This window comes from Sphingobacterium lactis (assembly GCF_051951495.1).
Lineage (GTDB): Bacteria > Bacteroidota > Bacteroidia > Sphingobacteriales > Sphingobacteriaceae > Sphingobacterium > Sphingobacterium lactis_A.
The window spans coordinates 164,086-189,845 of the sequence record NZ_JBNHAS010000006.1 but is presented as its reverse complement, the minus strand read 5'-3'; the positions used below and the strand labels follow the sequence as shown (position 1 = coordinate 189,845).

17 protein-coding genes are annotated in these 25,760 nt (G+C 38.5%); 8 read left to right on the top strand and 9 right to left on the bottom strand.

Annotated elements, in window-relative coordinates; translation table 11 throughout:
* Nucleotides 1-20: 20 nt before the first annotated feature.
* Nucleotides 21-548 carry a 30S ribosomal protein S16 gene (locus ACP6L2_RS17535; protein WP_440510543.1) on the bottom strand — a complete coding sequence of 176 codons (528 nt, stop codon included), beginning with the start codon at nt 546-548 and terminating at the stop codon, nt 21-23.
* Between the two features lie 999 nt (nt 549-1,547).
* Between ACP6L2_RS17535 and ACP6L2_RS17530 the strand changes: the two genes are divergently transcribed.
* The 6 genes from ACP6L2_RS17530 to ACP6L2_RS17505 are packed head-to-tail and all read left to right on the top strand — an operon-like array spanning nt 1,548 to nt 11,265.
* The gene (locus ACP6L2_RS17530; RefSeq protein ID WP_440510542.1) at nt 1,548-4,910 is read left to right on the top strand and encodes a UvrD-helicase domain-containing protein; all 3,363 of its coding nucleotides are present in this window, start codon (nt 1,548-1,550) and stop codon (nt 4,908-4,910) included.
* A 14-nt stretch (nt 4,911-4,924) separates the two neighbouring features.
* Nucleotides 4,925-7,828, top strand: coding sequence for a PD-(D/E)XK nuclease family protein (locus ACP6L2_RS17525; protein ID WP_440510541.1), 2,904 nt, complete (start codon nt 4,925-4,927; stop codon nt 7,826-7,828).
* 10 nt (nt 7,829-7,838) lie between these two features.
* The gene (locus ACP6L2_RS17520; protein WP_440510540.1) at nt 7,839-8,756 is read left to right on the top strand and encodes a LysR substrate-binding domain-containing protein; all 918 of its coding nucleotides are present in this window, start codon (nt 7,839-7,841) and stop codon (nt 8,754-8,756) included.
* A 53-nt stretch (nt 8,757-8,809) separates the two neighbouring features.
* Entirely contained in the window at nt 8,810-9,850 is a 1,041-nt protein-coding gene (locus ACP6L2_RS17515; protein ID WP_440510539.1) for a c-type cytochrome, read from the top strand.
* Between the two features lie 4 nt (nt 9,851-9,854).
* Entirely contained in the window at nt 9,855-10,328 is a 474-nt protein-coding gene (locus ACP6L2_RS17510) for a DsrE family protein (RefSeq protein WP_440510538.1), read from the top strand.
* A gap of 10 nt (nt 10,329-10,338) precedes the next feature.
* Nucleotides 10,339-11,265, top strand: coding sequence for a molybdate ABC transporter substrate-binding protein (locus ACP6L2_RS17505; protein ID WP_440510537.1), 927 nt, complete (start codon nt 10,339-10,341; stop codon nt 11,263-11,265).
* Nucleotides 11,266-11,359: 94 nt separating this feature from the next.
* On the opposite strand, the gene ACP6L2_RS17500 is transcribed toward ACP6L2_RS17505, so the two are convergent.
* The 3 genes from ACP6L2_RS17500 to ACP6L2_RS17490 form a co-directional block, all read right to left on the bottom strand.
* Complete coding sequence (locus tag ACP6L2_RS17500; RefSeq protein ID WP_440510536.1) at nt 11,360-12,229, bottom strand: cupin-like domain-containing protein; 870 nt, start codon at nt 12,227-12,229, stop codon at nt 11,360-11,362.
* Nucleotides 12,230-12,452: 223 nt separating this feature from the next.
* Nucleotides 12,453-13,220: a uroporphyrinogen-III synthase gene (locus ACP6L2_RS17495; RefSeq protein ID WP_440510535.1), complete on the bottom strand. Its 768-nt coding sequence runs from the start codon at nt 13,218-13,220 to the stop codon at nt 12,453-12,455.
* Between the two features lie 10 nt (nt 13,221-13,230).
* Nucleotides 13,231-14,205 (bottom strand): DUF4271 domain-containing protein, encoded by a 975-nt coding sequence (locus tag ACP6L2_RS17490; RefSeq protein ID WP_440510534.1) that lies wholly within the window; start codon nt 14,203-14,205, stop codon nt 13,231-13,233.
* A gap of 46 nt (nt 14,206-14,251) precedes the next feature.
* Here ACP6L2_RS17490 and ACP6L2_RS17485 point away from each other — a divergent pair, with 46 nt between their 5' ends.
* Nucleotides 14,252-14,818 carry a DNA-3-methyladenine glycosylase I gene (locus ACP6L2_RS17485; protein ID WP_440510533.1) on the top strand — a complete coding sequence of 189 codons (567 nt, stop codon included), beginning with the start codon at nt 14,252-14,254 and terminating at the stop codon, nt 14,816-14,818.
* Here the strand turns inward: ACP6L2_RS17485 and ACP6L2_RS17480 are convergent.
* Together ACP6L2_RS17480 and ACP6L2_RS17475 are read right to left on the bottom strand one after the other, a co-directional pair.
* Nucleotides 14,796-15,362 (bottom strand): phosphoribosyltransferase, encoded by a 567-nt coding sequence (locus tag ACP6L2_RS17480; RefSeq protein WP_344675587.1) that lies wholly within the window; start codon nt 15,360-15,362, stop codon nt 14,796-14,798. The two genes, ACP6L2_RS17485 and ACP6L2_RS17480, sit on opposite strands and share 23 nt — an antisense overlap.
* A 1-nt stretch (nt 15,363) precedes the next feature.
* Nucleotides 15,364-17,445 carry a transglycosylase domain-containing protein gene (locus ACP6L2_RS17475; RefSeq protein ID WP_440510532.1) on the bottom strand — a complete coding sequence of 694 codons (2,082 nt, stop codon included), beginning with the start codon at nt 17,443-17,445 and terminating at the stop codon, nt 15,364-15,366.
* A 111-nt stretch (nt 17,446-17,556) separates the two neighbouring features.
* On the opposite strand from ACP6L2_RS17475, the gene ACP6L2_RS17470 reads away from it, so the two are divergent.
* Nucleotides 17,557-18,615 carry an Mrp/NBP35 family ATP-binding protein gene (locus tag ACP6L2_RS17470; RefSeq protein WP_344675589.1) on the top strand — a complete coding sequence of 353 codons (1,059 nt, stop codon included), beginning with the start codon at nt 17,557-17,559 and terminating at the stop codon, nt 18,613-18,615.
* Nucleotides 18,616-18,776: 161 nt separating this feature from the next.
* On the opposite strand, the gene ACP6L2_RS17465 is transcribed toward ACP6L2_RS17470, so the two are convergent.
* The 3 genes from ACP6L2_RS17465 to ACP6L2_RS17455 all read right to left on the bottom strand — a co-directional run bounded on the left by ACP6L2_RS17465 (nt 18,777) and on the right by ACP6L2_RS17455 (nt 25,755).
* Nucleotides 18,777-20,342, bottom strand: a complete 1,566-nt coding sequence (locus ACP6L2_RS17465; RefSeq protein ID WP_440510531.1) for a SusD/RagB family nutrient-binding outer membrane lipoprotein — start codon at nt 20,340-20,342, stop codon at nt 18,777-18,779.
* A gap of 4 nt (nt 20,343-20,346) precedes the next feature.
* Nucleotides 20,347-23,541, bottom strand: a complete 3,195-nt coding sequence (locus tag ACP6L2_RS17460; RefSeq protein WP_440510530.1) for a SusC/RagA family TonB-linked outer membrane protein — start codon at nt 23,539-23,541, stop codon at nt 20,347-20,349.
* 714 nt (nt 23,542-24,255) lie between these two features.
* Nucleotides 24,256-25,755 carry a SusD/RagB family nutrient-binding outer membrane lipoprotein gene (locus ACP6L2_RS17455; protein WP_440510529.1) on the bottom strand — a complete coding sequence of 500 codons (1,500 nt, stop codon included), beginning with the start codon at nt 25,753-25,755 and terminating at the stop codon, nt 24,256-24,258.
* Nucleotides 25,756-25,760: the final 5 nt, after the last annotated feature.

The following is a 25,760-nucleotide window of genomic DNA, read 5'->3' as shown; positions in this document are numbered from 1 at the left end:
CGAATACTTTTTGAAAAGGATTAACCTTCTGTTTCTTCAGTGTTTTCAGCAGTTTCTTCGCTAGCTTCTTCTGTAGCTTCTTCAGCAGCAGGAGTGTTTTTAGCAGCGATAGCAGCAGCTTTCTCTTCTTTTTTCTTTGCCTCAGCAGCTAAAGCAGCTTTTTTAGCTTCTTCTTTAGTTTTTGCTAAGCCAGATTTTTTACCTTCGATTTGCGCATCTTTACTTTCTACCCAGTTGTTGAAAAGTTCTTCTGCTTTAGCGTCATCGAAAGCACCTTTTTTCACACCACCTTGCAAGTGTTTTTTGTATAAAACACCTTTGTCTGAAAGGATAGTACGAGCGGTGTCAGTAGGTTGTGCACCTTTGTTCATCCAGTCTAATGCTTTTTCGAAATCTAATACGATAGTCGCTGGATTAGTGTTTGGGTTGTAAGAACCAATACGCTCGATGAACTTACCATCACGTGGAGCACGTGCATCTGCTACTACTACATGGTAAAAAGGTTTTCCTTTTTTACCGTGTCTCTGCAATCTGATTTTAGTTGCCATGTTTTTTTGTTATTTTATGTATTCAACATATCCCCCGTGCTACATGCAAGAGGGGACGCAAAGATAGATAAAATATCTGATAATTAAAATAGTAGGAGATCGAGGTGCTGAGACAACAGATGTCAGACAACAGATATTAGACTAAGAAATCAAAATATATTCAGTTACAGTATTGCATTTACAACTCAGAGCAGAGCGAAGAGTCTCACTTTCTAACCTATAAATTTTGTCATTGCGAAGCTAGCTGAGCAAACTTCAAACTATATCTTCAAAGACAACTGCCGATTCAATTGGTTGTTTTTAAGCATTATAATTTATCATTATGAGGTTTTATAGATGCGGTCGAAGCATGCTTCGACCCTACGGTTATTGCGGCTATGAGTAATAAAATCACGATTGTTTGTAGGGGCGATGCATGCATCGCCCGCAGTAAAATATTCTTTCCACAGGTCCTTTAAAGCATTTCTGATTTTCTGACGGATAGTTTCTTCGGCTAGCCTCAGAATGACGCGATCTTGTGGGGAGGGAACAGAGACTCTTCGCTTCGCTCTGAGTTGGAAATGGCAAATTCCCTTTCACCTTTGACCATTTTCCATTTTCACTTTTACCTTTTTACTTTCTACATTTTCCTTTCTATAATCTGTTGTCCTTTGTCTGTTTTCTAACCGTCTTTTGTCTGATGTCTAACCGTCTCTCCCAAGGGTTTTATTCGTCACTCTTTCGGATCTCCTTCGGAACTTGTTCGGAACTCCTTCGGATCTCGTTCGGTTAGAAGCGAACGAGATCCGAACAAGATCCATATTAGATCCAATGAAATTCCATTTGAGTCACAAGGAAAACTACTAGCAAATACCTGGGAATAACAAAGGAAAATGTTGGAAAGTGGTTTTTAAATTGAAGAGAGCGTTGGTTTAAGTTAATAACACATAAAATATTATTTTTTTTCATGATTAGGCGGATATTGACGATATTCATCGCTAATAAATCTGCAGTGAATCCATGCCACATAAAGCACCTTTAAAAATCGTCAAAGCTTCAGCGGGATCAGGAAAGACTTTTAGTTTGACTGTTCATTACCTAAGCCTATTATTAGCTAAAGAAAGCAACTACCGAGAAATCCTCGCGGTCACCTTTACCAATAAGGCAACTGCTGAGATGAAGGAACGGATATTATCGGTCCTTCAAGGCTTGGCTTTAGGGGATCATTCCCGAAAGATTGACGATTACCGAAAACTCCTTTTGGAAGAATATCCACAATTGGATGGTATCAGTTTGCAAGAAAAAGCCAGAAGGATTTATCGTAGAATCCTTCATGATTATGCGCATTTTTCGGTGAGCACCATTGATGGCTTTTCGCAAAAGGTTATTCGAAGCTTTACGTATGAGCTAAATCTGGATGCTGGTTATGCCATAGAGATGAACAGCAATAAGGTGAAAAGAGATCTCACCATTATGCTTAACAACTTATTGGATGAGAAACCCGAATTGTTGGAATGGATCATCAATTATGCAGAACAAAAAATTGGCAATAACGAAAACTGGAACTATAGAAATCAGCTCATGAGCTTAGCTGGATTGATATTCAGCGAGAATTTTCAGGAGTTTGATGGCTATGTGCTATCTGCAGATAGTGACCGGATTTTTAATCTATTAAACCAAGAAGTTGCCGAAAAGACCAGTACTTTTTTACAGGCTTTAAGTGAAGGTATTGAGAATTTTCAACAAGCTTTCCGAGGCTTAGGTATCCAAGAGGCGGATTTATCAGGGAAATCTCGCAATAAATTCATTGCGGCTAGTAAGGTCAATTCCAATATTTTTAAGACTTCCATAACGGATTTGGACGAGAAAGTATTCGCTAAATTTGAGGTTCTCTTAGCTGAGCCAGAAAAGATATTTGTGGACCAGCAGAAGGATTACCGACCAGAATTCTTGGATGCGGTATTACCCGCATTGGAGGCTATCATGGAGCTCAAGCGTATTTTCCCGGCTTTTATAGCTTATCAGGCTGTGCAGAATAACCTGTATTTTCTGCGCCTATTAAAGGAAATGAGCGATTTATTGAGTTTGTGGCGTAAGGAGAATTCATCACAGTTGATTTCTGATGCGCAGGTTTTATTGAATAAAATCGGACTCGATGAAAATAGTGACCCTACCTTCATTTGGGAGAAAATCGGCAATCGTTATAATTATTTCCTGTTTGACGAGTTTCAGGATACCTCCAGGATACAATGGAAAAACTACAGCCCATTGTTGTTAAATGCATTGGCAAATACGCAAGGTAAGCAACATGAACACTTAATTGTTGGGGATGTGAAACAGAGCATCTACCGTTGGAGAAATGGCGATTGGCGTATTTTACTGCAACAGGTAGAACAACAAGTGGGTGATAGTTTTCATTTGCAAGGTGATGCGTTAAATGAATTTATTCATCATGGTAATTTGCAAACGAATTATCGCAGCTTGCCAAATATCATCAAGCTGAACAACTACTTGTTCGAGCATATTCCAGCCCTATTACAAGAGGCCCTAAACAGCAAAGTACTTGAAAGCCTATCTGGTGAGATGGCGGAATGGTGGCATAATACCGGTAATGATCAGATGTTGGTGAAAGCCTACCAAGACAGCATACAAAACATCCCTCCACATCTTATTGGAGAAGGAAAGCCTCAAGGATCTATTGAAATTAGCTTCCTTCCTGTTCGAGATGGACGCTTCAGAAAGAATCAAGTCATCGAAGAGTCTGTGAAGAACCTTTGTGATAAAATTGGAGAATGGATAGGCACCGGAAGATATAAGGCAAATCAAATCGGAATTTTGGTGAGAAGCAATGCGCAGGCAAAACTAATGATTCAAGAATTGATGCGCTACAAGAATGAACAGGGAATGGACTTTGAAGTCGTTTCAGGAGATGCCTTGACTTTGGTTTCGAACAATGCCATCAGTTTATTAATCGAGACCTTCCGTGCTTTGGTTTATCAATCGGATAAACATGTCATTCACTTGGCAAACATGAGTTACCTCTACCAGATTCTACAAGGAAATTCAGATTTCACAGCCGATGTTTGGCTTAAATTTAAGCAGAATCGCATAGACCAATTAGCGGAGGTATTGCCAATTCAGCTCATTGAACAATGGAATTCATTACAAAAAATGCCTTTGGTCCATTTAACGGAAAAGTTAATTGAAACCTATCAGTTGGGCACGACATCAACGCACCTTCCCTACTTGTTGGCATTTAAAGACATGGTTACCCAATTCTCCAGTAAGGGTGAACGAGGACTTATTCAGTTCTTGGAGTTCTGGGAAGAGGACGGCGATAAAGCAGTATTACCTTCCAATGGAAAAATTGATGCCATCGAGGTGACAACCATACATAAGTCCAAAGGCTTAGCCTATGATGTGGTGATGATTCCATTCTGCTCTTGGAATCTGGATGGTATGACCAATGGTGATTTTTGGATTGATGTACAGGATACGCCATTTGCGTCATTAGGTAAAATACCAATCAAATACACCAGTGGCTTAGGAAAGTCCATCTTCTTTCAACAATATTTTGAAGAGATGTTATTCAATTACATGGACGCTTTAAACACTTTCTACGTAGCGACTACACGGGCAAAAGAGCATCTTTATATTACAGCGCCACAATTCAAGAATAGCAATTCGAAAGATCCAGAAGCAGCACCGAGTTTTGAAATCAAGAATGAATACATCAGCGATTTGGTTTATCAAGTTTTAGATGATGAGAAAGCAGTCTTTCCACTAACAGATTGTCAGCTAGATATTCAAGAGGTAATTGTCACTGAAAGGTACGAAACCTCTGAAAATGAAGGTTTAAAGTTTGCTTTGTCGAACTATCCGATGTCAGCAGAGTTGGAGCGTGCATTGGAGCGTTCTACCAATCGGAGCATCAACAATATTTTGATGATGGAAGAAGCTGCTCGGTACGGGGTATTGGCGCATGAGATTATTTCTACCGCTGAAAAGGAAACTGACATTGCTCAGTTAGTAGATCAATATATTGAAGAGGGAATTCTCGTACCTGAGGAACGAGGAGAATTGATGCAAGAAATTCATGAGATCTGGCATCATCCACAGATCCACAACTGGTTAACTAGTGATTATAAAGTCTGGAATGAGGCGAGTATCATCACCTCTGAAGGAAAGACCTTGCGCCCGGATAAGGTTTTCAGTAAAGATGGAGAAACCATTGTGCTCGACTTTAAATTCACCAAAGGTGATTATATCGAGCATAAATACCAAGTGGGCACTTACATGGATGCCTTGAAACATGTAGGTTATAAGCAAATAAAAGGGTATTTGTATTATGCAAAGACCAAGGAATTAGTTGAAGTAAATTAAGGGGGTAAGGAAACATGGACAAAGCTTTTTTACGATTAGTAGCAGAAGATATACAGGCGAAATTTGGCCAGGACATCAGCGATGTGGCCATCGTTTTTAATAATAAACGACCAATAACGTATTTGAAAAAACATCTGGTAGATGTTTATGGTCAAGCCATTTGGTCTCCTCAATTTTATACCATTCAGGAATTCTTAAGTCTTTCGAGTACAAAAACACAGGCCTCTCCCCTGAGCCAATTCTTTTATTTATATGAATTGCACAATGCCTTGTTGGCAGAGGAAGGTCATGAACCCGAAACTTTGGAAGAGTTTTATCCGATTGCGGAGATAATCTTATCAGATTTTGGACAGATAGATTATGATTTGGTACCGGTGGAGCAGATCTACATGGAACTGTTTGATACCACGGAAATCGATCTTGCCTTTCAGCATTTCACAGCAGAACAACAAGATTTTATCCGTTTGTTCTGGCAATCCTTTAGTACCAAGGGACATACAGCAGTACAGCAGCGCTTTCTAAAACTTTGGAAGCGATTGCCAAAATTATATCATGCCCTAAAAGAGAAGCTAGCGGCAGAAGGTCAGATAAATTACCCAGGCTTATACCGCGAGCTAGCCGAAGATAAAGCAGAAAAAAGCGATTTCCTTAAGCCTTTCAAGAAGATTCTTTTTGTTGGTTTCAATGCATTAAACCGAGCTGAGGCGTTATTGTTTAAGACTTGGCAAGAGCAAGGCTTGGCTTTATTCTACTTTGATGCGGACGGACATTATGTCGACGATAAAATTCAAGAGGCAGGATTGTTTATCCGGCGTAACTTACAGCAAACCGGACTAGAAAACGCCTTGGGTGAGATACCACATGTATTAGCCAATAGAACTACGGATGTACAGCTCTACCAATGTCTCGGCAAAAACAGCGAAACCAAGACTTTGCACGATGTTTTGCTTCAAGACTTTCCACAAGGAATCCCTAATGGAAAGACAGCCGCTATTTTACTAGCCGATGAAAGCTTATTGGTGCCTTTATTGCAAAGTTTACCAGATTTAGAGGTCAACATCACGACAGGTTACCCATTAATTCAATCGCCCATTTACGGATTGATTGACTTGTGGTGCGAGGTGCAAATGATGATTTCTCAGCAGAAAAAGGAGAAAATCCCCTATCAATTATTGGAGACATTTCTTTCTCATCCAATGACCAAAGTGGATGGTAAAACCAAGCAGAGAATACAAAAAGAAGCATCAGAAAAACAATTATTTGAAATCCCGGTTGCAGAAATCGATGTAGCACAATCTGCCTTACCCGATTTCTTTAAGCCTATTGCACTAAAAAATGACGTTATTCCCGGTATTAACCGCATGATTCGCTCCTTATTGGAGTCCATGGCTACGCAAGGGAGAATCCGATTGATTGAATCCGATTTATTAATCGAGACCCGAAAAGTGCTGAACCAATTGTATTTGGGATTTGATAAGCTGGGGACCTTCTCCATTTCTTTTCAAATAGGATTGGTTAAAAAAGCTATTGCACCGATAAATTCTGCTATCGAGGGGGATCCCTTAAAAGGGCTTCAAATCATGGGACTTTTAGAAAGTCGTTGTTTAAATTTCGATTATATCTATGTGTTGGGTGCCAATGAGGGAATTCTACCGAAAACCTCTAGTTCGGCAACCTTTTTACCCAATAACCTTCGCAAAGCATATGGTCTTCCTATATTAGAAAATCAAGACGCCTTATCAGCCTATCTGTTTTATCGACATTTCCAATACAGCAATTTTATGCACTTATTTTATAATGGAATTGTGGATGAAAGCAGCACAGGAGAGGAAAGTCGTTTTATTAAGCAGCTGGTTTTTGAGACCAACTTTAACTTCATCAAAAGAGTACAACAACAGACTTTGCTGTTTCCAGTACAACCTAAGGAACTTATCATTGCAAAAGAAGGCGAGATTTGGGACAAATTATACAACAGTTATATCGTCAATAAAAAGCTATTATCAGCTTCCGCATTTACCACTTATCTGCAATCGCCATTGCAATTCTTCCTGAAATATGTTGCAGAGATTAAGGAACCGCCTTCCATTTCACAGGAATTTGAAATGAACAATTTAGGATCCATCATTCACCGATGCATGGAGCTCCTGCTTTTGCCTTACAAAGGCTTAGCAGACTTCACCCCTACGGCAGTTTTGGAAGAAAAAATTGCATTGGTGGAAAGCTTAGTACTTCAAGAAATTGGCTTACAATATCAACAGGATTTTAAATCCTATTCGGACTTGAATAGTCTTCAACGGATCATGCACAAGATATCTTCTGCCTACATTCAGATGTATCTGGAATACGACATTGCGAATTATCAATCCTTCAGAATCGTAGAATTGGAGAATGAAAAGGATTATAATCTCGATTTTGAAATTATGATCGATGGGGAGCCAAGGCAGATCAAACTTTATGGAATTATTGACCGCGTAGATGAGGTCGTTGACCAAGATGGACAGGTGAAAATACGTATCGTAGATTACAAGACGGGCAGTGATAAGGTCTTGTTCAGCAAGCCGGAGAACGTCTTTACCAAGGAGACCGAAAATAAGGCGCTCCTGCAAACTTTATTCTACGCCTATGTATTTGGACAGGTCACGGGAATAAAGGGCTTAGAGCCGCACCTATACGTCGCTAGGCGCATGCGAGAGGATGGCACGCTATTCCGGAACAACAGCGGCAGTATGGTCTTTACAGATTATTTCTTGGAAGAGATGAAAAACGATTTTCTTGATTTCCTTCGGGAGTCCTTGGAAGAACTCTTTAATCGGAATATTCCATTCAAACATAATCCAGATGCACATGTTTACCCATCAGATCCCTACACCCTATTTTACAAATACAGTGTCCCGGAAACGATAAGTGAAGACGAATAAAGAGCATTTCATGTTAGAAGTAAATTTCAGAATTAAGGTTTTTTATCAAGCGGCTCGCGACTTAAGCTTTACAAAAGCTTCAAGAGAGCTTAATATTAGCCAACCGGCAGTATCCAAACATATACAAGAGTTGGAAAATATTATCGGCCAGGCCTTGTTTTTACGAAATGGGAGTCGATTGGTATTGACAGATGCAGGCCGGACTTTGATGGATTCGGTACAGGTGATTATCCAAGAGTATGAACTGGCGGATTATAAACTAGGCTTGTTAAAAAACCAAGTTCGGGGAAATCTGGTCATAGGGGCCAGTACGACCATTGCCCAATATTTATTACCCAAATGGATCGCTGCCTTTTCATTGGAGCACCCCATGGTGCAGATAAAATTATTTACTGGCAATACTGCGCAGGTGGACCGATGGCTTTATGAGAAAAAAATAGCCTTAGGTTTCGTAGAAGGGATGGCTGAAGATCCTTCCTTAAAATATGTGAAGATTCTGGATGATCAGTTGATCTGGGTGGCTCGAAAAGACAATCCCTTATTTCAATCCTCTCCCCTATGCATAGATACCCTAAGAAAACAAGAATTTATTTTCCGGGAGCATGGATCAGGCACGAATGACATCGTGTTTCAACGATTCAAGGAATTTGGGATACATGCCAATGAATTAATCAATCGGGTTCAAATGTCAAGCTCGGAATCCATAAAACAATATATTCAATATTCGAACAGCATCGGGATTCTTTCTAAGCATGCTGTTGAGCAAGAAATTGCAAGTGGTTTGTTACGAAAGGTGGATGTAGAAGGATTTGAAATTGAACGGGACTTGCATTTAGTTCACTTACATGGTGAATTGTCTGGCTTACCAAAACAATTCATTCGCTTTATAAATCAAGAAATTATAAATTACGATAACTTCATGTTATAGGGCATAACTAATTACCGTTTTAGCATGTTATGCAGGAAATCTAAGTTTGCGACATGGAAAACATCAACCAAAACAACCAAAACGTCTACAAAGAAGTCAAGCAGATTGCTTTCCAAACCCGAATAGTCGCTTTTGTCTTTGTCATCCTATTGATATTGATATTAGCACAGGTTTTGGGAGTCAACACGCATATCTTTGCTGGCCACCTGGAAGGCCAGAAAGATTCCACAGGACAAACTCAAGGCTTAATGGATATTTCTCAATTTAAGATGGCTGCTATTCCAGATGGCGCTGAAGGAGAGATGGTCAGCTATGGGGAAAAACTGATTCGAGAGACTTATAAATACTTGGGACCTGGAAATAAGCTTGGGGAAGTTTATGCAGGCAACCATTTAGCATGCGGAAGCTGTCACCTTGATGGAGGGACAAAGGCCTATGCTGCACCTTACATTGGCTTAACAGCCCTATTCCCGATCTATTCTGGACGAGAAGGTCGTGTTGCCAGTCTGGAAGAGCGAATCAACGGTTGCTTTGAACGTAGTATGAATGGTAAGAAATTACCGCTTGATTCTAAGGAAATGATAGCCATCTTGAGCTATATGAAACACCTGAGTAAGGATGTTCCTGTAGGTCCAAGAATTGAAGGACAGGGATTTGTGAAATTAACTGTACCTGAGCGTAAAGCAGACTTAACGCATGGAGAGCAAGTATTCAAAGCACAATGCATCAGCTGCCATCAGGCAGATGGACAAGGATTATTAAAAACAGCAGGAAACCTTCAAGACGGTTATGTCTACCCACCATTATGGGGTGATGATTCTTTCAATGATGGTGCAGGGATGGCGAGAATGCTGACCGCGGCTAAATTTATTAAAGGAAATATGCCTTTAGGGGCTTCATTGGACAATCCCATCCTCTCCGATGAAGAAGCTTTTGACGTAGCTGCCTATATCAACTCTTTTCAAAGACCTAGCAAAGCCAACAAAGAACTCGATTATCCAGACTTAAGCAAAAAACCAAAAGACTCTGCTTACCCACCATACGCAGACAATATTCCACAGGAACAACATAAATACGGTCCTTTTAATTTTTAATACTATGAAAAACATCATTTTAATGCTGAGCATATTCATGCTCTGCCTAAGTGCGCATGCACAACAAACTAAACCTGTAAAAAACAATCTTCAGAAAAATGCAGAATTCGCAGGTGCTACTACGCATTTAAAGCAATACAAAGCCATTTATCAATTGGATTCCAATCAGCCAGATGTCGTAAAGAAAGCTTTTCGAAACATCAACAATGTGTTGAATGACCCCAGGTTAAAAGGGAAGTTACAGCTGGAATTAATTACTTTTTCTGGAGGAACGGAGGTCATGCTGAAAGACTCTCCTTATGAGAAGGACTTAAAAAAACTAATTGATCAGGGTGTAATCGTTGCACAATGCAATAATTCCCTACAGGAGCGCAATTTGGTAAAAGATCAATTGTATGATTTCATAGGCTATGTACCTAGTGGAAATGGCGAATTAGTAATTCGTGCAGCAGAAGGCTGGGTAATCGTTAAACCATAAAATAAATAGAATGAACAGAAAATCAAGATATATCAAACGAATTTTAATAGGCTTTGTTGTTTTAGTAATGAATCAAGCAAATGCACAGGATCATAAATTTGATCCACCATGGAACACTCCACCGGAGGCTGCTGTCAACTTTACGGTTCCGGGAATTGATAATGTACCTGATCTTTTTGGTGACATTGTAGACCCACAATTGGTAGTATTCTTTGCCGGCAACCAGTTTATGTGTATGGATGATCTTTTAGCAGCATTCAAGAAAAAACATCCGCAATATCAGCGCATATTTGTGGAAACCCTTCCACCGGGCATTCTCGCAAAGCAGATTGAAGGTGGTTCCATTACGATTGGAAACCTACGTATCGATCATAAACCGGATGTCTATGCTGCTGGAAAAGGCAGAATGGAAGAAATGGCAAAACACTTTTCCCGAACAGAGGTATATGCCTACAATAAGTTATCGATTATGGTCCCTAAGGGGAATCCAAAAGGTATCAAACAGATTGCAGACTTAGCAAAAAAAGATGTTAAAGTGGCGATGCCTAATCCTGCTTGGGAAGGCATCGGTAGACAGATAGTATCGGTTTACAATAAGATTGGCGGCAAGGAATTGGAACAAACCATCATGGAAACAAAGGTTAATGATGGTAGTACTTACTTAACCAAGATTCACCATCGTGAAAGCCCCATGCGTATCTTATATCGTCAAGCAGACGCAGCACCTGTCTGGACTTCGGAGGTTGTTTACCAGAAATTACTAAAACATCCTGTGGAGGAGGTGGTCATTCCTGCAGAGACCAACATCAAAGCAACCTACATCATCGGGGAGATGAAAAACGCCCCACGAGCACAAGAAGCCAAGGATTTTGTAGACTTTATGAAAAGCGATGAAGCCAAAGCAGTGTATCATAAGTATGGGTTTGAAACTCCTTGAGAGACTGTTAGACTATAGACAAAAGACACCAGATTTTGAATTCCTGACTAGGTCATTGTTCAAAATCTGGTGTCTTCTATCTGTTATCTAATATCTACTTTTTGTATTTCCTCATTGCCTTATTGGCTCTTTTCTTGGCGGTATTGATTTTATAATCGAACCATTTATCCTTAAAGATTTTACGCATCGTATCGTCGAAGTGGCGTGTTACGAATAGGTTTCTTGCTCCTTTAAGTTTTTCGGAGATACTATTTGCTAATGCACGGACAGAGATGGAATATCCTTCGGTTTCGTATTGAATGTAGTGCCACCATCCTGCTGGCATGTATAAGGTTTCTCCTGGATGGATTACTGCTTCGTAGCCATCTAAGAATTCTAATCCTGGGTATTCATTAACAGAGCTTTTCTTTAAATTGGCAATGCTATGAAAGTTATAAGGCAACTTATACATTAAGTCGGATTGATTATTCGGGAATAACCAAATGCGCTTACTCCCTTGGAATTGGGAAATAAACACATGGGACATATCAATATCAAAGTGATTACGTGTTGCAGATCCTTCACCACCAAAAAACATATAGGGTAGCCATTGAAGGACTTTTCCACCTGTCACATCATTAAAGATGACATCCTTCTTTAATTCTGGTCTAATCTTCATCAGATTGAATAAGAAAAGGCGTAATTCGGTAGGTTCCTTTCTGATCATATCTAAGTAATCCCCAAAACTCATTCGTCCCACTGGTGGACTTGCAGCATGGTTCTGTGACTCCTCCTCACGACCATAGATGTCGACTTGCTCATTCCCCGCTATTTCCTTGAAATACTCATAGCTCCACTTAGACCAACAAGGGCTATCCTTACTGATAAAATCCTTGATGATCACAGGTTGACTTTTATTTAAGTAGTCCTTAATGAAGTCCTTTGGAGCAATGCCAGAGATGCTATTTACAGGTTTTAATTTCACTAGATTACCGTTTTTTGAATAAATGCAAACTTATAAAAAATATTTCTACAATAAATGTACCCAAGCCTTTTGTGGGTGAATTTAATATCGAAATATCAGCAAATTAACGAGAAATATATTCTTAAAAAATGACTTCTGTCAATTTTATGACAGCAAATGAAAAAGCAGCCTTGGTTATTCATCCAACGCTGCTTTGTATTGTATTACAATAATTTGTGATATCTTATTTGTTAACCATTTTGATGTATTGCTCAATTGCCATGGTCATTGAAGGTGCTACAGGAGTCGGAGCTGGGATATCTAAAATTAGATCATGCTCTAATAAGGCCTGTTGTGTACTCGATCCAAAAGCGGCAATACGTGTGTTGTTTTGAACGAAATCAGGGAAGTTTTCATACAATGACTGTACACTAGTCGGGCTAAAGAAAACGATGATATCATAAAATACATCTTTCAAATCCTTAATATCCGAAATTACAGTACGGAAAAGTACCGCTGGGGTAAAGTCATAACCATTCTCTTTTAACCAAGCTTGGGTTTCTTCATTAGCAACATCCGAACACGGGAATAAGAATTTCTCCTTATTATGTTTTTTCAACACATCTTCAAGATCTTTTGCGGTTTGTTTACCAAAGAAGATTTTACGCTTACGGTATTGGATGTATTTCTGCAGGTAGAGCGCGATGGTCTCTGAAATACAGAAATATTTCATTTCCGCAGAGACTTCGTAGCGCATCTCTTCACATACACGGAAGAAATGATCCACAGCATTCTTGCTCGTGAAGATCACGGCCGAATGGTCTGCAAAGTTAATACGTTCTTTTCTTACATCCTTTGCGGAAACGCCTTCGACATGAATGAAACCTCTGAAGTCGAGTTTTAGGTTATATTTCTCGGCTAGCGTGAAGTAGGGAGATTTATCGTATTCCGGTTTTGGTAAAGTAACAAGTATGCTCTTTACTTTTTTTGCTCTTTCTACATCAATCTGCATAAATACTGTCTTAATTACTTAGCGCCCTGACTAATATTAAAATAGGTGCTAGTTCCAGACTGCAAAGATATAGAATTAAATAAAAAATAGAAAACTGGAAATTCCCAAACAGGTGAAAAGCTGTCCTAATAAAGCGATATCCGAACAACAAAAACACCAATACCATGTAGGTAACAGCGATTGCTGGGAAATAAGCTACAGGAACAAAAATTACGGCCAAAAGGAATGGCATCAAGAAAAACATGCTATTGAAATACACTAAATAGAGCACAGCAATGTATTCGCGGACAATCTTTTCTAACAGGAATATAAAGGATACAAAGCGTATAAGTAATATTTTCGCTATAAACAGTAAGGCTACAAAACCAGAGTTCTTCAGGAAGTTTTCAAAGGTTAAATAATTCCGATCGGTAAAGCTGGAAACCAATACGCAGACAAAAAGTCCCAAAGAAAAACTAAAAACTATATAAAGAAAAATATATGGCCAAGAAGTCGCTAAATTATCTTCTTTACTGACCTGCTGTAACAATCGCTCCTTATAGTAGGCATCTACAATAATCTTAAGTTCAACTGGGAAGATGATTCTTAAAACTCCTAAGACTAGAAATAAGAAGGCGACGACAAACACCACCCATATCGGTCGATGATGTTTTATTCCTCCTTGATATACAGTTATTTCTTTATTGAGGTCAAGATTCTGTTCAAGGCCAAACAATAAGTTATGCTTCCCTGCTTTCCATACCTTATCGATTATTCCTTTAGCCGGATTGGTATTTCTATTTGGAGAAAGAATGATTTCGCTATATTTAAGATCTGGATCAAGGGAATTGAATAGGGCTACTTGTGCTAAGGAATCGCGAATAGCTGTACTATCAACGACTTGCGCACTATCTATTGGAATGGCAGGAACTGTGGTCTGCGCCATAGCCTGGCTGAACCAACAAATGATAGACAATAGAACACTTAGCGCAATCGTATATTTCATGAATCGGTAAAGTTAGAACAAAATAATTGCTTTAGAAATCGAAAAAATGGCGAAGGATAAAATTATTAGATGCGCTTGGTGCGGAACGGACGAATTATACCAGAAATACCACGACGAAGAATGGGGAAAGCAGGTAAAAGACGATGCTACACTCTTTGAATTTTTAATCTTAGAATCGGCTCAGGCAGGTTTAAGTTGGATTACAATTCTCCGAAAAAGAGAAGGCTATAGAAAGGCTTTTGCTGATTTTGATTACCAAAAAATTGCAAAGTTCACCGCTGATGATGTAGAACGCATCTTACAGGATCCAGGTGTCATACGGAATCGTGGAAAGATAGAAAGCAGCATCAATAACGCTAAACTTTTTATGGATATCCAAAAGGAATTTGGCAGTTTTTATAATTACTTATATGGCTTCTTACCGGAAGGCTCCATCATCAGCAATGAGATTGTGAATTACAAAGAGGCTCCAACTCAAACTGATGTTTCAGATGCCATTTCTAAAGATCTAAAGAAACGTGGTTTTAAATTCTTTGGCTCTACGACTTGCTATGCTTATATGCAGGCTGTAGGGATGGTCAATGACCATGTTAAAGACTGCTCATTCCGATAGTATCGGGTGGATCAATATTGCGATAGATATCTTGGAGGTTACGGCATTGGCCATTGTAGTCCAATCCGTAGCCTACTACGAACTCCTTCTCTATTTCAAAACCTACATACATGATGTTATCAAAGCTATAGAGCAGGCATTCTGGTTTAAGAAGCAAGGTGGCAACAGAAATGCTGGCTACACCTAATTGCTCCAATGCTTCAATAGTATGAACCAAGGAATTTCCGGTGTCTACAATATCTTCTACAATAACCACATGGCGTCCCTCTAGGGGCATCCCTACACCTATCAGTTCATGAACTTTATCCTGGCTAGTGCCTGCATAGGAAGCCAACTTGACAAAAGACATCTCACAAGGGATATGAATCTGTTTCATCAGATCGGCCATAAACATGAAGCAGCCATTCAAAACACCAATAAAAACAGGGTGCTTATCTTCATATCGTAGGTTGATGTCAATTCCTATAAGGCGAATCCTTTTTTGGATTTGCTCGTAGTCAAGCATCAATTCAAAATGCAAATCATCAATTCGGATATTCTTCATATTACTGATTCTCTTTCTTTTCAGGTTCTTTACCAAATAGACGTTCCATTAGGGTTCTTCGGATTTCTTCCTCCTTATCGTACTCGTCCGCCATATCCTTGATATCATCATGGTTCAAGGTGGTATCAACCATCCCCGCTGGACGTGGAGGTCGAAGACTTGGCACTAATTCTACTTGATAGAACCCGTAGTTTGCAGGAACTTGCTCATCATGCAATTGGTTCATCTTCGTCATGATGTAACCATAGGTATTGAAATGCTTCATTAACCAAGGTTTTAGATGACCGGTATAATCAAAGGAAGACAATCCTGTTTTTGGTCTTGGGATAATGCTGGATAGATAAAGACTCTCCCCTATGGTTAATTGGGAAGGACTCTTGGCAAAATAGTATTTGCTCGCCTCCGTAATTCCATATACGTTTTTACCCCATTCAATGACATTGAGGTAGATTTCAAAAAGTCGATCTTTGCTAATTTGTTTTGACTGTTCCATCAACCAAACAAGTAAGATCTCCTCAAATTTACGCATCATGGTCTTGTTGCGATTGAGGTAAAGATTCTTGACGAGCTGCATGGAAATGGTACTCGCACCACGCTTAAATTTCTTCTCTTTGATATTGGTTACTAAGGACAATTGAAAAGCTTCCAATTCAAAGCCATTATGTTTATAAAAGAACGGATCTTCGGTATTGAGGACAGTCTTCTTTAGAATGGGTGCAATTTGATTTAATGTAGCGAAATTCGGATTACTTGGATCTAGGTTGATATCACGCATTTTGACACTATCCTCATATGCTTCGTAGACAAATGGTGCATTTAATGCTGCAACATTAGCTTTCCCCCATTTAGTCACTTTTAAGTCCGCATCATCGATTTTGGAACTGAACTTTAAGTTATCGGGATCATCTAAATCTACTTCAAAATCCATATCGTATTGGATTTGTCCATCTACCTGAATTCCATCTAGGGTTTCAAAGAGTCCTACTGGAATAGCATCAAAGAACTTTTGTGCTTCAAATTTGCCGGTATGTACCGCTAGATTCAACACTTTTTTAGGCTTACGGCTAAATTTAGCATGCGGCTCAAAGACAAAGTCTTTCACTTTCACTTGGGTACCAGGAATTAATTCCACTGTATTTTCCGACACCAGTATACCTCCTGTTGCCATTCCTTCTGGCAACAATACCGGCTCTAAAGATAAGCGACGGTGAAATACCTGAAGATTCTTCGCTTCCCATCCCCCTTCTACTTGTAAGAAATCCTTTCCTTTGCGTGATACTTTATCCAAGTGGAAGGTTAAAGCATCAAAAGAAACATGCATACCATATTTACGTCCAATAAAAGGAACTTCCGCATCTTTATTTTCTGAAGAAACGGTAGCACTAAGAGTCTGTCTATTTGGATTCACATTGCCCTTAAGGTTCCATTTGGCTTCTTGATCATTCAAGAAAATATCCATGTCATAATCCCCATCATCTATATTTCCAACAGGTATTAAGACCTTCTGAGTTCCACTGCTATCGGTATAGGAAAGACCAACATCTTTCATACTCATATTGCTGGGAACCTTATCAAAGACTTGTTTAAAAAGGTTGTCAACGCGCTCAGCTAAAGTTCGCGCATCATCTTTATTGCTGCTACTTTCTGCCTTATCTTTTTTCCTGAACAGGAAATCGTAGTTAGATGTACTGTCTTTTTTAACTAAACTGATTTCCGCATGATCAATATCCATATTGGCAATGCGAACATCGCCAAATAATAGTGGCCATACTTTTACCGATACCTCAAAATGGTTAATGGAAGCTAATTCTTCAGCGCTATCTGGCTTGACTTTAATACGTGTAAAATCGACAGAGGTCAATCCGGAAAACTTATAACTAGCAACATCAAATGTGAGTTGATAATCATCCTTTAGTTTTTTCTTAACTTTCGATACGGCTTTGTCCAACATCGCTCCCCGAACGGAAAGCCCCCAAATTAAGCCTGTCAAAAGAAGGGCTACCAGTACAATGGCACTGATGATAAACCATCTTTTTCTTAGGAAAGCCAAGCTAGGGCGTTGGATCTTGTTAGTTGCTGACATATATAACTCTATGGTAGAATTTTGATAAAAATAGGCAAAAATCATTAAAAACATCTGGATGACATGATATTGAGTAGGTTTCCTTAGCTTTGCAATTCATAATACGTACTCATGATCACAAAACAACAGATCCTGGATGCGCTTAGTCATGTAGAAGAACCTGATTTAAAGAAAGATTTGGTGACTCTCAACATGATTGAGAACATCGAAATATTACCTAATAAAATCAAATTTGACGTCGTTTTAACAACACCTGCTTGTCCGTTAAAGGGTCATATAGAGCATGCATGTCGCAATGCTATAGCCTTGTTCATCTCCAAGGAGGTGGAAGTTGAAATCAACATGACAGCGCGCGTACGTGCTGTAGAAACGGCGCAATTGAAAAACATCAAGAACATTATATTAGTTTCTTCCGGCAAGGGCGGCGTAGGGAAATCTACAGTAGCTGCGAACCTGGCTTTAGCTTTAGCAAATACAGGTGCTAAAACTGGTTTATTGGATGCGGACATCTATGGCCCATCTGTTCCAATTATGTTTGGAGTAGAGAATGCTCGTCCGGAATCTACCCAAACTCCTGATGGAAAGAACAAGATTGTTCCTATTGAGCGTTTTGGTCTTAAGCTGCTCTCTATCGGCTTCTTTACGGATCCGAACCAACCAATCCCTTGGAGAGGCCCTATGGCCACATCGGCTATAAAACAGCTCTTTAACGATACGGATTGGGGTGATTTAGATTATTTGGTGGTGGACATGCCTCCAGGTACTGGAGATATACATATTACGGTAGCACAAAATTACCCAATCTCAGGAGCAGTAATTGTCACTACGCCTCAACAGGTAGCCTTGGCTGATGCCATCAAAGGTATGGCGATGTATCAAATGGAAGGTGTACTCGTACCGATTATTGGTGTGGTTGAAAACATGGCTTACTTTAGCCCTGCGGAACTGCCTGATAATAAATATTACATTTTCGGCAAGGATGGTGGCAAACGTTTGGCTTCGGACAATCAAGTACCTTTCCTTGGTGAGATTCCATTGGTGAAATCGGTATCAGATGCTGGGGATAATGGTTTCCCAATTGCACTGGATCAGGATGATCCTGTTTCAGCGTCGTTTGGCCAATTAGCAGGTCGCGTTGCACAAGAATTAAGCATCCTGGCAAACAAATAGTCATTTACATTTTTTTTAATTCCAATACATGGAAAAGGCTGAATCTATTGAAGGATTCAGCCTTTTCTTTTTGAGGTGGATGGAAATATTGGAAATATATGGGAATTAAAAAAGGCCGTATCGTTTGATACGGCCTTTATTTAAGAATACTAAAATATTAATTATCTAGTACCACCTGCCCACCATACGTTTTCTGAATAAACGTATTGTCCATCGCCATAAGCTTGTTGAACATTCGGGTTAGTAGTAGTTTCAGAGTTACCATAAGGTAATCTCAACGGAAACTTGTTTTCGTTTTTCAAAACAACAAGGTCTTCACCTAATGCTTTCCAACGACGGATATCGTTGTACATTTCAGTTGACTCACCAGATGCACCGAAGAAAGCTAAGTATTTTTGATTAGCAATTTCTTTCAATCCATTAGCTAAGAAAAGTGGTTTAACATTGCTGTTGAAATAAGCTTCAATCTGCGCATCAGTTACTGGATCAGAAGTACTCTCAAGACTTCCATATTGTTCTAATGCTGGAGCTGATAAAGCTGCTGCAATAGATTTTTCAGAGTTTTTGAAGCCAGCAGTAACAGCCGCTTTAAGTACAGCTTCTACTGAAGTAGCAGCTTGACCTAAACGTTGCATAGCTTCTGCTTTTAAAAACAATAATTCATGGTAGCTTAACAATTGCGTTGAAGCAGTTTGTGAATACACAAAAATGGAGGTATTGTAAACACCTTGAACTTGCTCATTGTCTCCGTTTGGCGCTAATAAATCATATTGCTTTTTATTGATATCCAAACTATCACGTTGAACCCATTTGCTACTAACAAAACTACGGTGTAAACGAGGGTCTTTTCTATCAATCATCTTATCAGCAATACTTCTACTTGCTGCCAAACCATCTCTTGACCATTGGAAGTCGAAGAAAGGATTTAAGTTCTGTGCATTATATACATTGAACGCACCTTCTTCAGCTGCACTAGTAAAGGATTTTTCAATATCAGTTAAAACTTTATTCAGATCAGCAGTTTTATCTTTAGACACTTTTAAAAGACGCATGGTGTAACGAGCTTTTAATCCATGTACAAATTTAACCCATCTCGAAATATCGCCTTTGAACAACAAATCATGTGATTTGAATGAGGTTTTATCTCCTTTAGGAAGATTAACCAAAGACTCATCTAATAGACGAATAACCTCGGCATAGATTTCTTCTTGTTTATCAATCTTAGGCGTAAAGGTTTTGTTTAAATCTAAAGCTTCAGAGTAAGGGACATCACCGTACATATCTGTTAACAGCGCTAAGTTATAGGCTGTAAGAACTTGTGCAACTCCTAAAGTAGAGAAATTATCTTCCTCTTGACCACCTGGAGAACATTTAGAAATTACTAAATGCGCATTTCTCAATGTAGTATAAATACTGTTCCAAGAGTTGTTAAAAGTTGATGATGCACTTGGCTCATTTACACGGTGCTCAGCATTCCATAGTTGGTTGTGTGTTCCAACTTCATGCTCTACATAAGCACTTAAATAAGTATTGATATCACCACTTGAGTTACTGAATGCAGTAGAAGTAATAACATCTGCTAAGATAAATTTAGCATAGACATCATTAGGATTTCCTGTATTTTCGTTGATGCTATCCATTACATCTTCCGAACACGAAGTAAATGCAACTGGAGCTGCTAAACAGCCTATAGCAACGAGTTTTATTATATTTAATTTAAATTTCATTTTCTTAGAATTTTAAGTTTACACCTAAACCATAACTAGATGTTCCTGGTAATGAAAAACGCTCAAATGCACCAGACATGTTTGTGTTTCCTTGAGAAACCTCAGGATCATAACCTTTCAATTCTGACCATAAGATTAAGTTACGAGCAAATGCATTTACATCTACTTTAAACTTGCTAGTTGTGTAAACCGGGTAACCAATTGCTACTTCTCTTAATTTTACGAATGAAGTACCGAAAATTGAAGATTCAGATATTCCATTTTTAGCATTGAAATAAGTGAAAGCATCTTCTGGTTGAATCATGATGTCATTTTTAGCATATTCATCAGTACCTACTACCTTCACCGCATCTTCTTCAAATAAGAATGGAGATCCAGAGCGGAAATCAGCAGATTTCTGCGTTACACCATAGAAATCTAAGATACCTCCTGTACCGTGGTACATTTGACCACCATTTTTCCAGTCAATAACTGCAGATAATCTGAACTTTTTGTATTCAATAGCTGTATTGAAACCTAAAATAAAGTCAGGTGCAACAGAACCAATTACTTTTTCTTCACCTGCTTGAGGTAGACCATTATTATCGACAACAATTTGTCCTGCTTCATTTCTTAAATAAGAAACACCATAAATAACTGGGAATTTAGAACCGATTCCAGCACGTACTTGTGGCTCAACGAAACCTCCTAAGAAGATACTTGACACACCTTCTGCCAACTCATCAACATAGTTGTCGATTTTTGTAAAATTGAAACCGAAATCCCATTTAAAGTCTTCACCACGGTATGGAGCAATGTTTAATGTTGCTTCATGTGCATTTGTATGAATACGTCCACCGTTCGTAACATAGCTAGATGATCCAGTAGACCCAGCCAATGGAACTTGGAAGATCTGATCTTTTACATCTTGACGAGAGAAGGTATAGCTTAAATTAATCAATCCATTATAGAACGTTAAGTCTGTACCAATCTCAAGTGCCTTCGTATTTTGAGGTACTAAGTTTGGATCATAAACGATAGTACTTGGCGTATAAGCTACAACTGTATTGTTTCCATCAGGAATAGGGTAAATAATCGGTGTACCGCTTGAGAAACCACCACCATAAGTAGGAGTTACAAAGTACGGAGAATAATAGTCTCCTGCTTGTCCAACCTCAGCGTAAGAAGCTCTCAATTTACCATAAGTCAAGATACCATTCTGAAGAGGCTCAAGTTCGGTAAATACAAAACCTGCTGAAACAGAAGGATAGAAGAATGAACGGTTGTTTCTAGGCATAGAAGAAACGATATCATTTCTTCCTGATGCGTTTAAGAACAACATGTTTTTATATGCCAACGACAAGTTTAAGAATGTACCGAAAGTACGGTTACCTCTTAAAGATTGCGATGCAGCAAATGTCGATGCATTGTTCATGTGGTTCCAACCAGAGAAATTGAAATTTAATCCTTGAGCATAATCTTGTCTGCGATTACGATCAACAATCTCATTACCTAATAAAGCATCAAAAACTAAATCATCATTGATTTGCCAATTGTACATGGCTGTACCTAATGAGTTTAATTCAGTTACAGAGTAGTGGTAGTTTTCAACTGATCCTCTACCATTTGCATGTCCGAAACCCCAAAGGTCAGTGAAGTTAGTCGTATAAGAGTCAACACCTAATTGGTATTTCAATGTTAATTTCTGATTTTCTGTTAGGTTAGTTGCGTATTGAACGAAACCATTTCCAAAGAAACGTTGGTTATCTTCTGTGAACACGTTATTTTCAACTGCCCAATATACACCATCGAAACCACTTGTGTTACGGTAGGTGTTCTGTGTATAAGGGTCATTTAAAATGTGTGAAGGAATACCTTTTAAGTCATAAGAAGCAGGAGCACCATAAAGAGTTGCTACAATACCATTATTTGCACCAGACTGTTTTGAGATCTTAGAGTTAATGTAGTTACCTGTAAATCCTGTAGTGAATTTATCAGAAATCTGCAATTCTCCAGCCAATTTAGCTGTATAACGGTCTAAACCAGTAGAAGGAACAATACCTTCTGCATTTGTTGCACCTAATGAGAATGAGTAAGAACCTTTTTCAAAGCCTTGCATTACATTCACCGAGTTATTCCAAGTTCTTCCAGTATTGAAAAAGTCTTTTGCATTATTGTAAGCTTGTGGAGTTACCCATGGATCTAAACCTGCAGCTGCGCGCTGAGGCACATAGTATTTTCCAGCAGTATTAATTCCATTTGCTAAAGCTGCATTACTTAATTCATTCTTTACATCACCACCATATACTGCATCCATAGAAAGTTGGTCAATTCTTGGTCCCCAAGATGTAGATGCATTAGGGTTAAATTTACCTGCTGTACCTTGAGCAAATGTTGTTTGGAAATCCGGAAGAACAGCTACTTTATCAAAAGAAACATTGGAGTTGTACGTGATTTGTGCTTTGCTTCCTGCTTTACCTTTTTTGGTAGTAATGATGATAACACCATTAGAAGCACGCATACCGTATAATGCCGATGCTGCTTGACCTTTTAATACGTTGATACTTTCGATATCATTAGGATCGATATCCAAACCACGAGATGCATAGTCAGCACCAGTTACCGAGTTACCAGTCGATACATCCGAAGTAGATGTGATTGGCATACCATCAACAACATATAAAGGTGAGTTATCACCAGTAAATGAACGAGAACCACGGATAGTGATTTTCGCTGATGCACCTGGCATACCTGATGATGGAGTTACCTCAACACCAGAAACCTTACCTTGAATAGCAGTTGCTAAACTTGGATTGGCTGCTTGAGTTAATTTATCCGATTTTACTTCTTGAGTAGCATAACTTAAGGCTCTCTTCTCTCTATTAACACCCATTGCCGTAACAACGATTTCATCAATTGATGTTTCGTCATTTACTAAGGCTACATTAAGCGTTGTTTGAGTGCCTACAGCTACACGTTGAGATGTATAACCTACGAAGGAAAAACTAAGAGTAGCATTGTTGCCTACTGCAATGCTGTAATTTCCTGCTGCATCAGTCTGCGTAGCGGTGCTTGTACCCACTACCATTACTGATACTCCCCCAAGTGGTGAACCATCGGATGCCGATGACACTTTACCACTCACTTGGCGATTTTGTGCAAACGATACTCCAACGAAGCATGTTAACACAAAAATTAAGCTGAGTAATTTGTGTTTCATAAATGTTTTTTAATAATTAAAATTTTTAAAACAGGAACTGTTAAATTTTGTTAAACAAGAGACAAATATATAAGATTGTTTAAATATTCAACAATAGATTGCTTTGTAAATTCAAAATATGGAAAAACATCAGCTATTAAGTTGTTATAAAAACCATATTTACGGCAGAAAATAAAAAAGATTAGAATAGTTAATATTTATGGAGATAAATAAATGATTTTTGTCTTATTTTAATAAATAACAGAAGTTAAATACCAATATATGTTTCTAAATATCAATTACTTAGACATACAATAAATTAATAGATGATTTTAGGTGAAATTAGGTTGTAATTTGGGATGCTAAACATCCCTGTAAAACAGAACAAAATATGTTAATAATCATAAAATAATCAAAATAGGTAATGAAAAATTAATATGACTTTAATATTTCGGTAATATTCGACTGTCTAACAAAATATAATTTGGAAATAAACAGTTGCTATGAGAGGGCTATTACCTAATAGATTAAAAAGATTGATCTCTTTTGTAACAATCTAACGGCTTATCGTATTTATGAAAAATTCTACTATATAACAATCGTAAAAATCAATCAATTAATAGAGCATACATTTTCATGAAAAGAAAACAGAGATTCAATTATGCATCGACACATAAAAAAACAGCCATTGCATTTATACAATGGCCGTTCAAAATAAATTAATTCCGAGAGAAATTATTTAGTATCCCAGAATATCTTAGAAGTGAAGGTATCGATTTCACCTTGTTTTTCAACTTCTTCCGCGTTTCTTCCATATTCAGAAGAAGGATATACTAATCTTTTTGGATGAATTGGTTTAATAGGATCCAAAGAAATAGGATTATCAGAAGGGAATTTCGTACGTCTGAAATCATTCCAAGCTTCCCAACCACTGATACTGTTTAAGGACAACCATTTTTGGTAAATGATAGCTTCTACTTTATTTGTAGACGCATCATAACCAACTTTGTTAATAGCTTGACCATAATATGTAGCTGCTGCTGCAGCTGCATTTGCAACACCTAAGTATTCGAATGATTCCTTGATACCTTGCTGGTATAAAGCTTTCGCATCACCTGTCATCCATCCTCTAGCAACAGCTTCTGCCTGTAAAAAAGAACTTTCTGAAGGCAACATAATAACTGCTTTTTGAGTAGCTGATTTAAGAACACCAGCATTTGGTAAGAATGGCGATGTTTCAGAAGATTTATACAATGCTGCTTGTGAATCACCTGTTGCTCTACCTAACTCAACACCTTTATAGATTCCTTTTGCTTTAGCATACATAACCTCCATACGTGGATCATTCGCATTCTTATATTGATTCAAGATGTAAACAGTTGGTCTCGTAGCTTTGTAGTTGGACGTTGCAGATCCAGCAGCGTTAGCATAGTAACCTTCCCAGAATGGATTCATTTTTCCAGTTGAAGAAGAATATCCTGGAGAAGCGAATACACCAGTTGTAATAAATCCAGAACCTTCCGCTACAATTTTAGCAATCTCCGCTTGAATGAATCCAGTTTTACTTCCGATCTCTGATTGTCTTAATAGCAATCTTAGTTTTAAAGTATTGGCAAATTTCACCCAGTTAGTCATGTTACCGGCAAAGTAGATGTCTTCTGCACCTGGTTTTGCTTCTGTTGCTGGAGCCGTTTTAATCAATTCAATGGCTGCATCAAGTTGCTTCAACAAATCATCATAAATTGCCTGACCATCATCGTATTTCGGACGGATAATCTCAGTTCCTTTTAATGCTTCAGAATAAGGAACGTTATTGTAAGCATCTACTACAATTTGAAAGTTCATGGCTTTCATGATCATAGCAATACCTTGATAGTAGTGCATATTACTACTTGCTGCCGCATTTTGGAGACTTTGGAAATCATTTAAGATATCATACGTTGTTTCCCAAACAGCTGTACCGAAATTTGATGTTACGTTATACTGTTTGTTATCCATGTACCAAAGATAATCGGTAGCAGGTGCCCAATACCCAGCCCAAATTGAACCAATTTGGTTTAGGGTGGTAGTCACTGCTGCTGCAGTTCTGTTCAATCCGGTCGACAAGACAAGATTGGGAGTTACAGAACCCGGTTTGTTTGGGTTTTCATTTACATCTAAAAAACCCTTTCCACAACCGGTAACTAAAAAAGTACCAATTGCAACCCCTGTTATATATTTATATATCTTTTTCATGTTGC

Excerpts from the sequence above, each read along its gene's own strand:
- ACP6L2_RS17465 (WP_440510531.1), bottom strand. The coding sequence starts at position 20,342 with ATGAAATTTAAATTAAATATAATAAAACTCGTTGCTATAGGCTGTTTA.
- ACP6L2_RS17470 (WP_344675589.1), top strand. The coding sequence starts at position 17,557 with ATGATCACAAAACAACAGATCCTGGATGCGCTTAGTCATGTAGAAGAA.
- ACP6L2_RS17460 (WP_440510530.1), bottom strand. The coding sequence starts at position 23,541 with ATGAAACACAAATTACTCAGCTTAATTTTTGTGTTAACATGCTTCGTT.
- ACP6L2_RS17505 (WP_440510537.1), top strand. The coding sequence starts at position 10,339 with ATGAACAGAAAATCAAGATATATCAAACGAATTTTAATAGGCTTTGTT.
- ACP6L2_RS17510 (WP_440510538.1), top strand. The coding sequence starts at position 9,855 with ATGAAAAACATCATTTTAATGCTGAGCATATTCATGCTCTGCCTAAGT.
- ACP6L2_RS17535 (WP_440510543.1), bottom strand. The coding sequence starts at position 548 with ATGGCAACTAAAATCAGATTGCAGAGACACGGTAAAAAAGGAAAACCT.
- ACP6L2_RS17495 (WP_440510535.1), bottom strand. The coding sequence starts at position 13,220 with ATGCAGATTGATGTAGAAAGAGCAAAAAAAGTAAAGAGCATACTTGTT.
- ACP6L2_RS17530 (WP_440510542.1), top strand. The coding sequence starts at position 1,548 with ATGCCACATAAAGCACCTTTAAAAATCGTCAAAGCTTCAGCGGGATCA.
- ACP6L2_RS17485 (WP_440510533.1), top strand. The coding sequence starts at position 14,252 with ATGGCGAAGGATAAAATTATTAGATGCGCTTGGTGCGGAACGGACGAA.
- ACP6L2_RS17455 (WP_440510529.1), bottom strand. The coding sequence starts at position 25,755 with ATGAAAAAGATATATAAATATATAACAGGGGTTGCAATTGGTACTTTT.
- ACP6L2_RS17525 (WP_440510541.1), top strand. The coding sequence starts at position 4,925 with ATGGACAAAGCTTTTTTACGATTAGTAGCAGAAGATATACAGGCGAAA.
- ACP6L2_RS17520 (WP_440510540.1), top strand. The coding sequence starts at position 7,839 with ATGTTAGAAGTAAATTTCAGAATTAAGGTTTTTTATCAAGCGGCTCGC.
- ACP6L2_RS17490 (WP_440510534.1), bottom strand. The coding sequence starts at position 14,205 with ATGAAATATACGATTGCGCTAAGTGTTCTATTGTCTATCATTTGTTGG.
- ACP6L2_RS17515 (WP_440510539.1), top strand. The coding sequence starts at position 8,810 with ATGGAAAACATCAACCAAAACAACCAAAACGTCTACAAAGAAGTCAAG.
- ACP6L2_RS17480 (WP_344675587.1), bottom strand. The coding sequence starts at position 15,362 with ATGAAGAATATCCGAATTGATGATTTGCATTTTGAATTGATGCTTGAC.
- ACP6L2_RS17475 (WP_440510532.1), bottom strand. The coding sequence starts at position 17,445 with ATGTCAGCAACTAACAAGATCCAACGCCCTAGCTTGGCTTTCCTAAGA.